We start from the raw sequence: 13,592 nt of genomic DNA on the forward strand, positions 1-13,592 counted from the left end.
TTTTTATTGATGATTAAAATTGAAAGGCAGTTTAACAGAAAGCACCAGGTTACGGCCTTGTTCCGGCAAGACGATTAAGCGATAAAAGCTGGTATGGTTAAGGTATTTTGTATTGAATACATTTTGCAATTGTGCACTGATGTGAAGCGGACGATTGCTGATCTGAATTTTCGTTCCTGCCTGAAAATTGAACAAACTGTAACCTGCTGTTTTTCGCTCTGGCGGAACAATGTTGAGCTGTTCGGCGGTGATTCGATAATCCAAGGAAAAGTATGTAGCTGATGAGCCAACTAGTTTTTGCGGCGCATAAGTCAAATTAAATAAAGCAGACGCTGGCGGAGAAAAGGGCAGTGTATAGTCTTTTTTATCTCCGGATAATTGCTGTGCATATAAATATTCTGCCAAAACTTCGGCACTCCATTGATTTGCAAACTGATACTTAACCTGTATTTCGCCACCATAACGCAACACTTTGCTCTGCGCATACTCGAAAACCTGATTGCCTGCGCCGTAGAAATAATCGTGGGCTGAAGTTGGATTCAGATAAATATAGTTGGGAAAATAATTAAAGAAAGGGCTTAACTTAACTATCCACTTCTCAGTATTTAAACCAATAGCGAAATCTGCTTGATAAGACTGCTCCGGATTGAGATTCGGATTTCCCTTTTCGTAGCTGAAATAATGGTAATTTACACCATTTGCGCCAAGTTCTTTTGCTATCGGAATGCGGAAGCTTTTTCCAATATTCGCCTTAAATTCAAACTGATCAACATTGTAATTAATCCCTGCTGACCATACGAAACTATTAAAGTTCCGGATTAAATTATTGGCCCTAACCAGTTTTTCCTTCGAACCGTTTGCCGTTTCAGAAAAGAACCAATCGGTGTACCTCAACAAATTTATTTGTGCCACATCATACCTAATGGCAGCGTGGAGCAACACTTTGTCATTTAGCTTCAACTTATCGTAAGCATAGGCACCTAACGCTTTTTGCTTAAACGCAGGTACTAAAAAAACTCCAGCCGTTTATCACATTATTTTGTAACTCACCGTTTATTCCGATTTGCAATTGATGCTTGCCTAAAGTGATCTGATCTTTTGCATTTAAAGCATAAACCTTTTTATTAAATTCTCTTTCCAAATCAATTGGAATATTCATCGCATTCGGATAAACAGGCGGCATATAGCCATGATTTACATAATGATTGTATTCCTGGCGGAAATTATGTTGATAACCCAACTCCAGTTCAATGTTGTGGCGGTTAACAATCCAGCTGTTTTTATTAATCAGTTTAAAATGATTCACCTGTTGATATGGCATCAAAATATCGCGTGAGCTGGCGTCGTGAACTTCCGCATTAACCCTTCTTGGTTCCAGGCCATGTGCATTGGCAAAAAAACCACTTTTGCTATAGGTATTGCTCAAATAAAATAGGGTTTTGAATTTCGAGGTAATATATCCGGTATTGAAATGAATTCCCGTTTCTCTACCAGCAGTATTCCTTAAATGGTTTTTGTGCAAGCCCACCGCAAAATCGTATACATAAAGGCTATCTGTAGGCACACGGTAATCACCATAATTTTGATAAGTAAAGCGACCATCGAAAAACAGCCTTTCTTTCCTTTTGAATAACCGTACTGAAGTGCCGTATAAAGCATTATTTGTTTTACCGATTAAATTTAACTCACCACCAAAACTGTTTGGGGCAGGCAAAACCGGTGCTTTAATATTAATGGCACCGCCAATGGCATCAGAACCGTAAACAAATGACGCAGCACCTTTAATCAGTTCCACTTCCTCTGCCGCAAACTGGTCAATTTCCAATCCATGATCGGCACCCCATTGCTGCCCTTCGTGTTTTATGCCCTTATCAACCACCACCACACGGTTAAAGCCCAAACCCCGTATTAGAGGTTTAGACTGGCCCGAGCCAATTCCGATTGTTTTAATACCTGGCAACCTTTGGAGCGTATTCATTAAACTGCCCCCTAAATGTTGCTGAATAAAATCAGTCCTAACCACTTCAACATTTAACGATTCTTGCCGTCTGCGTTCATCAATGGTTTTACTTTTTACAGTAACCTCGTTCAACAACTGTGAATGGATTGCTAATTTTAAAACCAGATAAACAGCCTTTCCATCAATAACAATGTTTCTTTTAACGGATTGAAAACCTATGGCATTTACCAGTAATTCATATTTTCCGTTCGGAAGCTGAAAATTAAACTTACCCGAAGAATCGCTTACTGCAAAAAAACCAGTATTGATTAATTTAACATTCAGGCCCGCAAGCGGATGCTGAAAATCATCTGTAATTACACCGTTTAGAGGGTGGGTTTGAGCCATTAAACCGCAGCAAAAAAATGTGCTAACCAATAGCAGCATAATTTTCTTCATAGGAAAAATATACGCTTACGCGAATTTTTTTAGGCAAACCGAATACATTCGGCTAACCGGTAATAAAATTGGAATGTGTGATTAAATTGCCCTGAAAGGGCTTAGGACCTGGTATGAAACCAGGTTTTAAGAATTGATACTTGGTGGCCCTTTGTTGGTAAAGCCTTGTAAAGTAAATTTATAAAAACCAATATAATACCTACCTGCAAATTCAGCGGTAGATTTTAACGGGGGTACTAACTCGAAATGATGTGCATTTAAAATGGGTACAGCGTGATGATGTACCAGGTAATCGCAAACTTGGCAACTTTTAACCCATTTTTGTATGGATGTTTGGCTGTATTGTTTATGATTTGCAAGATGTTCGTGGTGGTGATAAATCTGAAATAATGAGGTGCCAACAAAAAGCATTATTAACCAGATGGCCAAAATGTTTTTTATTTGTTGCTGATATGTAGCTTCCCTTTTCAAATCGCAACAAAATTGCATTAAATAATTCAAGTAACCAAAATAAGGTTAAATTTGAATATAAAAAAACACGCAAGCAACTGATAATCAGCCAAAAATTCTACTGTTTTATTACAGCATTAAAGATTGTCTTTAGCGATTATGCTCCAATCGTTTCCACCATAACCATTAGCAATCCACCTATCCATTTCCGAAATAACGGCTGGTAACACATTTAGTTTTACACCTTCTTCATTTGCTGCCTGCAACATTAAACCAGCATCTTTACGTGCCATATCCAGCTCCCAGGATGGCTTAGTAAAATCGCCCGTAAGTATTTTATTAAACCTGGCCGGTACACCTGCTTCCGGATTCCATGATTCAAATAGCGATGCGATATCAGTAGCAGGTATTGCAAGTGCTTTAGCAAGGGCGAGCACATCAGCCAGGCCTGCGTTTAGTGAAATAAGAAAAAGATTACCCACCAATTTTATGGCTGCTGCTTTTCCCTCTTCTGGTCCGAAATTGATTACTTTGCCGGTCATTTTTGATAATTCGGGCAACCATTTTTCAATTACTTCCTGATTGCCCGATACCAGCATATTACCTGTACTTTCGAGCGCATTTGGTGGCCCCATAAAAACAGGCGCATGCAGGTAAGTAAATCCTTTTGCCTTCCAGGATGCTGTTCTTTCAATAGCACCTTTGGCAGAGGTAGTGGTATGATCAATAATTGTTACACCTGGTTTAAAGCCGGAGCTTGCAGCTTCCAGAACTTCATCAACCGTACTGTCATCCTTTAACGTAAGGTGAATTACATCTGCATTTTTCACGGCATCAACACTATTGCCGAAAGCTTTCGCCCCGTCATTTTCAAGTGCTTTAGCCTTTGATGAAGTCCTGTTCCATACTTGTACCTGATCTCCTTTTTGGAGCATGGCTTTTACAAAATTCGCGCCCAATAGGCCCGTCCCTAAAAATGCTTTCATATACAGGTTTTTTGATAAAGATAATCAATTACAAGTTTTTAAATTAAATTGATGGAAAAATCAATAATTGGAATAATGGACTTAGATGATCTTGATTGAGTATTAAGCCCCCCTTTAAACACCAAACAGCTGCCAGAAATATTTCCAGACAGCTGTTTGCCTCATATTTTAGCCAGGCTTTCTGGCCTAAAACTACATTAGGTTTTGATTACAATCCCCAACCATAACGGATTCGGGAAACTCCTGATGCGTTTGTTGTGGTTAAGGTAATATTCGTTCCGCTTCCACCTCGCCTTTGAATACTGTAGGTATCATTATCTCTAAGTCCTGGCCAGTATACGCTTGCAACGCGATCATTTCTGAAAACATTGGTTGCACCAACGATGTATGCAATCTCATTATCATTGCCAGCAGCACCTGTATAATTTTTACCGGTAGTCATGGTTGCACCAAATTCGGTAACTACGGTTCGGCTTGCAAAATTACCATAGCGGCTTCTCCAATCTGCCTCCCAACCCGATTGAGTTCTGTTGGCCCAATAAGCATAGTTGTGCAAGGCCAGTAAACAGCTTGAAAAACGGCTATCAGAACCAATCGCAGTAACATTTTCAGAGTATCCTGTGCCGCCCAAAATAATTCTTCCTTTGGTTACATTGGGATACCGAGAAAGCCATTCGGCATAAATACTGGTTAGTTGGGCAAGTGTATATCCATGAGGCTCATTCATGGGTTCGAAATATACATTTCCGTTGCTTCCGTATTTGTTAACAACTGTTTGCCACATGCTCCAAAATTGATTTACATCATCTATGATACCATTACGTGATGAGGCACTTTCCCAATAAGATAAAATTACTTTCATGTTTTTACCCAACGCCTTATCAATCGCACCTGTATACGCAGCCCACCATGATTCGGATACCGAAGGCGGATTAATTGGAAGCCTTAAGGTATTAACACCAGGCATATTGTTTTGGAAACCGGTTAATATGGCATTCGCCTTAGCAGATACTGTTGAATAATTATCTCCAGCCTCAAGACCTGATGGGATTACCCATCCATCAACAAAATTGTCGCGGCCATCTGCCCAGTTCACTCCAGAAATGCCTGCAGCTCCAACAGATTCTACTTCTGCTTTTTGATTTACAGCTGTTTTATCTGCACTTGCAGATAAAACAGTAGTTTGTTCATCTTTTTTACAGCCGATTAAGCATGCGCTTAACATAACGGCCATCACGATTGACGTTTTAATTGTCATAGTTAAATTTTATTAATATTTGGTTAGGTGAGGCGTTAACCAGATGAAAAAGATTTTACATTAATTTTTTAATTCATTCAGAATAGGTTTAGGTAGTGTAGTTAATGTATTTTGTTTAGGATTAAGCAGTTCCAATACTACAATTTCATTTTTCCCTTTTTTAAGCCATTCAGCAGGAAGGTAAAGTGTTTGTTGAGGACCAATACTCCAGTATTTACCTAAATTATGGCCATTTACCCATACCAATCCTTTACCCCATTTGCGCATATCCAAATAGGTATCTGCCACTTTTGTTAAATTAAATGATGCTGATTTAAGCGCAGGAGCCGATTGACTAGTCACTTTTGCCGGTATTTTCTGAACATCTACCTGGTCAAACGGAAGCGGGTACATTTTCCACGATTTTATTTCAGCACCATTAAAAGTTACATTATTGGTTATTCCTTTAGTGTTTTTAAGCAGATAAGGCCCGAAATTAATTCTTCCCATGTTTTCTACTAAAATGTCGAGTTGTACATTACCTGCCGGAAGATCAACAGCTAAACTGTCTTGATTTAGCCTTCTATCCAAAACTCCTACCCTTTTTTTATTAATAAATACAATTCCATAATCACGCAACTCATTAATTTTGATTATTCCTTTACGTCCACCTTTTAGTGTACTGCTATAGCGTACGAAACCATAAGGCTGATTAAGGGCTTCAAAGGTTAAAGGCTTATCGCTTGTGCGTGGTTTTCCGATCAGGTTAAAAAGATCTGTTGCTTTTGTAAATGTAATTACCGGAAGTACAACAGTAGGCTTAGCGGCGGGTACAGCAGGAAGCAATTGATTTTTTGGTAAATTCTTTTGTATAGCCTCACGGAAAAGCATAAATTTTGCGGTAGCATTACCAGCTTCATCCAAAGGGGCATCATAATCGTAACTGCTAATTTGTGGTTCGTAAGCAGTAGAATCGTTGTAGTTTGCACCATTCATAAAACCTCGGGTTGTACCTCCGTGGAACATATACATATTAATGGAAATTCCACCTTTTAAAACGGTATCAAGTTTATTAGCATAAGTTTTTGGATCAACCTGATGGTGTTTTGTTCCCCACCAATCAAACCAGGCTGGATACCATTCCGGCACAAAATAAGGCCCGGTACCGTTGTTGTATTTTTTAATCAGCATTCTGATCTGAGCAGGATTGTCGATTCCATTTACACCCGGAAGCAAACCTGCCAAATGACCGCCCTCTAATGCCGCCACAGGATCGCAGGTAGAAAGTACACCATCAAAACCAGCATCTTTAAAAAACTGGGTATTCATTTTCAGGTATTCTTTATCGTTTCCATACGAACCGTACTCGTTTTCTACCTGCACCATTAAAATATTGCCGCCGTGGTTAATCTGTAACGGAGCCAAACGTTTCCCAATTTCGATCAGATACTCTTTATATTCTTTAATATATTGGGCTTCTTTACTCCTAACCTGTAAACCCTTTATATTCTGCAACCAAAACGGATAACCACCAAATTCCCATTCGGCGCAAACGTATGGACTTGGGCGTAGTATTACCCATAACCCTTCTTCTTTAGCAATACGAACAAATTCAGCGATATCGTTATTGCCCGAAAAATCGAAACGATCTTTTTGGGGTTCATGTACATTCCAGAATACGTAGGTACCAATGGTATTTAAGCCCATCGCTTTGGCCATTTTCATCCTGTCGCGCCATGCCTCACGCGGAATGCGGGGATAATGCATTTCTCCTGAAATAATTTGAAAAGGCTTATCATCAAGTAGAAAAACGGAATCGGCAAGTTTAAAAGTATGCTGCTTTTGTGCAAATGCACCAAAGCTGGCGAAACAGGTAATTAAAATTACGGTAGTGATAAAACGTTTTAAGGTGGTTCTCATTTTAAGTGTTTAAGTAAAAAATCAAAAGCATAGTTTTCCCTTATCGATTTATAAATGCTTTTCAGCTCAAACCAAATGGGGAGTTAAAAATTGAGAGCGTTATTAATGATTGTTAAGCCTAATTACTAAGTATTGTGGTGATAGATTTAGCAGGTATACGAACACTTTTAGTATTTTTATATTTTTTAAAAGGTGTTAAATTGTATTCAGTTGAAGTAACATAGGTTTGCACAACACTTTGTTTTTTCCCTTTTACATTGATATCAAGATCGAGATCATTTTCTGTTAAGTTAACCGCAACCGTTACCAGTTTTTTTTCGTTTTGATAAGAAGATACAAAAACCTGGTTTGCTTCGCCTTTTACCAAAAGCCGTTTACTGCCTTCGCCAATAAAGCGACTGTAATTACCCAAAGCCCATAACATTTTACTATCGTAAACTTGTCCGTCGTTTTTGTTTTTGTCGATGTAAACCAACCCATCCTTATAATCGCCTGATGATATTGCCAACCACCATTGCCAGGAAGTAGCATTTGACAGTACAAGATCGTGATGAATCAATTTTGCAATAAAAAGTGCCGGGGCAATGCCAAGATCACGCTTTTCGCCCTTCATCAAACTATCTCCCAAAATACAGTATTCAGACATCCAGTACCTCAAACCTTTGATTTGGGCCACTGCTTCGGCAGTTTTTTTCCGGGTGTTGATGAATTTTTGCTCAGGACTTGTGGTAAAATAACTGTGGCCTGAAATCGATTGATCTAAATGTGAAAGGTTCCCTACATAATTTGGGGATGAAGCGTTGAAAAATTGGTCAACCTGATTTCCTTTTTCACTATTGCCGTTATTGTATAAATAATCAAGCTGTCCTGCCTCACCGATCTGTATTTTTGTTTTGATCTGATTTGCCGCGAATGCTTTATTTACACCTTTGTAAAGCTGTGCCAATTCTGAATTGGTATACGGACAGCCTTCCTGGTTGTGTTCATTCCATTTCCACTGGGGTTCGTTTGCTGGACTTAAATAGGCCAACTCTATTCCTGTTGTGGTTTTTAATCCTTTAATTGTTTCTACCATATCGGTCGAAAATGCATCAAGCTTATCAAAATTGAGGTTGCATTTGCCATCCGTTGAGTAGGCTTTGCCATTTTTAGTAAAGTTTACATGCGGACTATTTACAAAGCCAATAAATTGCTTTACTCCACGTATTTTTGCTGCTTTCAAAAACCAGGTTTGGCCTGGCATTGCATTCCAGTTGTATTGCCCATCTGGCTGTAGAAAGGATAATTGGCGACGCCATTCGTCGCCAATATCACTTTCCTTATGTTGTGCTGCGCTACCTGCACCGATGCTAAAACGCCACATATTTAAACCAATACCAACCGGTTGGCCGGTATCAGTCATTTTTGAACTAAACAGCAAGTCGGCCATTTTATTCTTTTTTTCGTCAGGCCATAATCCTGCAAACTGACAAGACCATGCATCAGAAGCACCAAAACCTTCAATCATCTGAAATTGAATTGATGGATCAATTTCGATTTTTACAATTTTATTTTGCGCAATGGCAAATGCACTGTAAAAAAACAAGACAAGAAAAATAAAAAAAGGATTGGTATGCTTTTGTAATCTCATCATTTAAAAAATTAATATCCAGGATTTTGCTGCAATTTACCACCCGAAGCTAGAATTTCTGCTCTTGGAATTGGTAACCAATAGTGTTTAGTTTCAAATTTACGTCCATCCAAAGCAATTTTAGGGCTGTATGTAAATCCGGTTTCTGTTTTGGTAACGATAATACCTGTTGCAGGTTTATTTTCGGTAACATCTGCAATTTTCCATCTCCTTACATCATAAAAACGATGTTCTTCAAATGCAAGTTCAACCCGGCGTTCGTAACGTACTGCATCGCGTACTTGAGATTGTGTTAATCCAAGTAAGGCAGGCATATTTACTCCGGCTCTGGCCCTTACCATATTTATAGCTTGAATAGCAGACATTGTTGATCCGGCTGGAACAGCATTTGGTCCGTAAGCTTCATTTGCAGCTTCAGCATAATTAAGCAAAATTTCTGCGTATCTAAAATAGATCCACGGTTGAAAACCTGCATTGCCCCAAGGATTTTGTAAAGGATAAGCTTTATTCATAAATTTTTTAAGGTAATACCCGGTCTTTGTTGTATTCCAGTTATCAATTCCATCTTTACTATCTTTTCCTCCCGGAACAAAGGTTTCTACATTTCGCTCGCGGTATGCTGCACCGTTGTATAAAATAGTAGCGGCAAAGCGAGGGTCACGATTGATATAAGGATTATTTGCATCATAGCCAGAAGTAGGGTCAGTAATCGGTTTTCCGTTGGCCATTTCATAATCATCAACCAAATTCTGCATCGGAAGGTTTCCTCCCCAGCCACCGTACCCATTTGGTCCATTTGCAATCTCAAGGTGTGTATGATTGGCATTTTTAGTAAATAATCTGGCAAAGATGATTTCATTATTATCATCATTCAAAAACAGGTTTTCATAGCCACCGCTATAGATACCATATTTATTTAAACTGATAACAGCTTGTGCTGCTGCCGCTGCTGCCTCCCAGCTACCTGCATTATACAATGGACTGGCCGCATATAAAAGCAAGCGAGATTTAAGCGCCAATGCTGCACCTTTGGTAGCTCTGCCAGGCAACCATCCATTATCGTTATTTAGTGGTAAATCAGCTGCTGCTTCATCAAGCTGTTTTACTACATAATCAATACTTTGTTTTATAGTTACGCGCTCAAATAACGCTGGATCCTGTAAGTTATCGGTTAGGTTGGTAACCTTATCGCCCATCAAAACTACTCCACCGTAATTACGGATTAAATCATGGTAGCGGAAAGCCCTCACAAATTTAAGTTCGGCAACCAATTGTTTTTTATGGGCCGCACTCATTTCAATTTTAGCAAGTAATCCAAGTCCATAATTACATTCCCTAATGCTTTTATAGCTTCTACCCCAATAAACACCAGCACTACCTAAATTTTCAGGAGCCAACTGCCCTCTTTGAATCAACCAGGTAAAATCGTCGTTATTGTAAACAGATTCATCAGTATAAGAACTCCACATGCTGTATTCGAAACCCCTGCCAAATGATGGCGCAGAGCCATCGCCTTCTTTATCCTGCAAGCGGGTACCAATGTACCTGTTGGTTATATAAGCTTCTAAAACTGAGGTATCACTTTCTATGGTGGTTGTAGAAATCCGGTCTGTTGGCTCTACATTTAAAAATTCTTTTTTACAGCCTGTTATACTCAATGCTATGAATGATAGGCCGAATAATATTTTATATGTTGATTTTGTGTTCATGGTGGTTAGAATTTAATGTTAGCGCCCAGATTAATAATGCGTTGCTGTGGATAAAATTGACCACTGCCACTGTTTCCTTCAGGATCATAATCTTTAACCTTTGAAAAAGTTAAGAGGTTAAAGGCACTGGCGTACAACCTTAAGCCTGAAACATTTATTTTCTGTAAAAACGAAGCTTTCAGGTTATAAGCAAGTTCTACGTTTTTAAGCCTTAAAAATGAAGCATCATTTAACCAGAAATTATTGGTGTACTGCCCGCCACTGATGGCATTAGATGCACGATCAGTAACCCTTGGATAAGTTCCGTTAGGGTTTGCAGCACTAAACCTGTTATCGGCCCAACTGCTGTAAAAATTACCTACACTACCCGCCTCAGGCAAAACATATTGACTCACTTTTCCCTGACCTGATAATACGAATGACAGATCGAAATTTTTGTAAGATGCACTGAAGTTCAAGCCATAAGTAATTTGAGGAATATTGCTATACTCAGATCTGGTTTGATCATCTGCAGTGATTTTACCATCATTGTTATAATCCAGGTATTTAAGATCTCCAACTTTAGCTCCGCTAACATGAGGATAAGCATCAAGCTCTTGCTGTGTTCTAAAAATACCAATGCTATTATACAACAGGTAAGAATTTAATGGCCTGCCGGTTTGGCGCTGATAATCTAAAGTACCACTGGCCTCATCAATGAAGACAACTTTGTTTTTAGCATAAGTGACGTTACCAGATAGATTCCATCTAAAATTCTCGCCATTGTGGTTGTACCCTAAAGTAGCTTCAAAACCATTGCTGTTTACTTTACCAATATTTTCTGACGGAACTAAAGGTGTATAATTCACACTCTTATCATCATATGGATTAACAATACCTGATGAACCTGGTAGTGAAGCATTACGGGTGGTTAAAATATCAGATCTTTTTTGCTGGAAGTAAATTGCTTCAATACTGAAGTTCTTAAATACCGTGGCATTAATACCAATATCTAATTTTTTAGCCACCTCCCAGGTAATATTTGGGTTCGCCAGTTTTACCAGGTTTACTCCAGGCTGTATCGTTAGTGCATTACTTGCATCTTTGGCTACAAACCCATTACCTACCAACACATAGTTATCAAAATATTGGAAACCGTTTACATTATCGTTACCTAACGCACCGTAAGATGCCCTTATTTTTAAATTATTAACAAAGCTAACACTTTCATTAAACCATTTTTCTTTAGAAATTACCCAACCAGCAGAGGCTGAAGGGAAAACCCCATACTGTTTACCCTGTGGAAAAATCGAAGATCCATCTACACGCAATTGCCCTTCAAACAAATACTTATCATCGTAAGTATAGGCCAAACGACTGATGATGCTTCGGCGGTTATAATTAGAGCTGTAACCTGAATTAAGGAAATCAGTAGCTGCTGTACCTCCCTGCGAAAGTTCAGGCAGTGAACTTGAAAGGAAGTTAAAACGTTGTGCATCGAAATACTCTAAATGGTTTTCGCTTTGCTCATAGCCTACAAATGCATTAATATCGTGCAAATCGAACTTACGTACATAATTTAACTTAACGTTTGCAGTTAATAACGATTCATTTCTATGGCTTTCGGTTAAAGTAGCTTTTTGATTATTGCCACCAACGATTACGCTTTTATAAATGTTTGTACTTGGATCAAATTGATACAACAGGTATGGTTTGCTAAAACTTTTGCTGAACACATTTGATTTATCTGCTGAAAAGAAGCCATCAACAGAAAGACCTTGTACGCCTGGAATAATAACGCTGGCCCTCAAAATACCATTAAGTACCTGTGTAGGATTTTTATTGGTTCCACCGATATCGGTAACCTGTACTGCCGGGTTGGAATTTTCGATACCCGTTGTTGGCAAACCGTTCGGGTAAAATGCTGCAGCAATCGGCTTTGCCCTGTAAATAGACCTGAATACATCGCCAGCTCCTGTTTGTGGGAATAAGCGGTTTTCCTGTCTGCCCGATACTGATAATCCAACTTTGATATATTTGGAAACATTAGCATCTATATTACTCCTGAAATTATATTGATTGTACTTGGTTGTTCCATTTTTGTACAAACCATCCTGCGCGATAGTACCCAGGGATAAATAATATTTTACATCTTCGCTTCCTCCGTTAACAGACAAGCTATGCTGACTCTGGAGTGCAGTTTTTTTAAGGGTTTGGTCGATCCAGTCGGTATTTGGAAATAAAAGTGGATCAGATCCATTGCGAAACTTTTCAATCTGCTCCGCGGTGTAAGACTGGTTTAAGCCACCTGCTGGATTTGAATCGAAATTAATTTCGTTCATAATTTGCGCATAGGTTGCAGCATCAGCCATTTTAGGCAAACGTGTTGGAGAACCAAAACCCTGGTTAAAGCTATAATTTACGGTTGGCTTACCTGTTTTACCTTTTTTAGTGGTTACTAAAATTACCCCGTTTGCAGCGCGGTTACCATAAATTGCAGCCGATGCATCCTTTAAAACAGATACGCTTTCGATATCGTTTGGATCTAATCTTTCGAGGCCACCAATTTGGCCCGGAATACCATCAACTACAACCAAAACATTGTTACTTCCTGTGGTGGCAATCCCCCTTACAGTAATGCTGGATCCATCTACCCCAGGTTCACCACTCCGGTTATTTACAATTACTCCGGAAAAACGACCAGCCAAAGAGTTCGATAAGTTAGGTTGTGGACTTCTTACAAGGTCGCTTCCTTTAACCTGTGAAATTGATCCGGTTACAGTAGCGGCTTTTTGCGTTCCGTAACCCACAACGATCACCTGATCGAGAGCTTTAGAAGCTTCTAAAAGCTTAACATTAATGCTTGTACGAGTGCCAACTGTTTCTTCCTGGCTAACGTATCCAACGTAAGAAAAAACAAGTACATCTGTTGAGGCAGGAACACTAATACTGTAATTACCTTTAATATCTGTTTGTACTGCTTTTTCGGTTCCTTTAATTTTAACGGCCACACCCGGAAAGGTAGCGCCGGTTTCATTTGTTACAGTACCTGTTACCACAATTTCGCGAATGGCTTTCTGTTTATCTGCACGTGCAGAAACTGAGGCAGCAATTACAGGAAAACTAATGGACAGGATAAATAGAAATGCCAATGTTTGAACGGTAAAGAATTTCGGCAAAAACCCTTTCATAACTTTTTTTCTCATTTTAGGTTGCAAGTTTAATATATGGTTAGCAACTCAGGCCAATATTTTTGCTGACAATAGTTTGCTATCAGGTTATA

General features: G+C 39.0%; 9 protein-coding genes. All 9 read right to left on the minus strand.

Going from position 1 to position 13,592, the window contains the following annotated elements; translation table 11 throughout:
• Positions 1–3 precede the first annotated feature (3 nt).
• On the minus strand, positions 4–960 hold the full coding sequence (locus AC0IWE_RS14830; RefSeq protein ID WP_471793662.1) for a TonB-dependent receptor domain-containing protein: 957 nt from the start codon (positions 958–960) through the stop codon (positions 4–6).
• A gap of 34 nt (positions 961–994) precedes the next feature.
• The gene (locus AC0IWE_RS14835; protein ID WP_471793663.1) at positions 995–2,398 is read right to left on the minus strand and encodes a TonB-dependent receptor plug domain-containing protein; all 1,404 of its coding nucleotides are present in this window, start codon (positions 2,396–2,398) and stop codon (positions 995–997) included.
• A 126-nt stretch (positions 2,399–2,524) separates the two neighbouring features.
• On the minus strand, positions 2,525–2,827 hold the full coding sequence (locus AC0IWE_RS14840) for a hypothetical protein (protein ID WP_157255457.1): 303 nt from the start codon (positions 2,825–2,827) through the stop codon (positions 2,525–2,527).
• A 158-nt stretch (positions 2,828–2,985) separates the two neighbouring features.
• On the minus strand, positions 2,986–3,834 hold the full coding sequence (locus AC0IWE_RS14845; protein ID WP_471793664.1) for an NAD(P)-dependent oxidoreductase: 849 nt from the start codon (positions 3,832–3,834) through the stop codon (positions 2,986–2,988).
• Between the two features lie 208 nt (positions 3,835–4,042).
• A complete protein-coding gene (locus tag AC0IWE_RS14850; RefSeq protein WP_471793665.1) occupies positions 4,043–5,092 on the minus strand; it encodes a cellulase family glycosylhydrolase in 1,050 nt (349 codons plus the stop codon).
• A 60-nt stretch (positions 5,093–5,152) separates the two neighbouring features.
• Positions 5,153–6,991, minus strand: coding sequence for a glycoside hydrolase family 35 protein (locus tag AC0IWE_RS14855; RefSeq protein ID WP_471793666.1), 1,839 nt, complete (start codon positions 6,989–6,991; stop codon positions 5,153–5,155).
• Positions 6,992–7,109: 118 nt separating this feature from the next.
• Complete coding sequence (locus AC0IWE_RS14860) at positions 7,110–8,624, minus strand: glycoside hydrolase (RefSeq protein ID WP_471793667.1); 1,515 nt, start codon at positions 8,622–8,624, stop codon at positions 7,110–7,112.
• 8 nt (positions 8,625–8,632) lie between these two features.
• Complete coding sequence (locus tag AC0IWE_RS14865; RefSeq protein WP_471793668.1) at positions 8,633–10,330, minus strand: RagB/SusD family nutrient uptake outer membrane protein; 1,698 nt, start codon at positions 10,328–10,330, stop codon at positions 8,633–8,635.
• 5 nt (positions 10,331–10,335) lie between these two features.
• Positions 10,336–13,515, minus strand: coding sequence for a SusC/RagA family TonB-linked outer membrane protein (locus AC0IWE_RS14870; RefSeq protein ID WP_471793669.1), 3,180 nt, complete (start codon positions 13,513–13,515; stop codon positions 10,336–10,338).
• Between the last annotated feature and the right edge of the window lie 77 nt (positions 13,516–13,592).

Source organism: Pedobacter sp. AC402, from assembly GCF_979252805.1.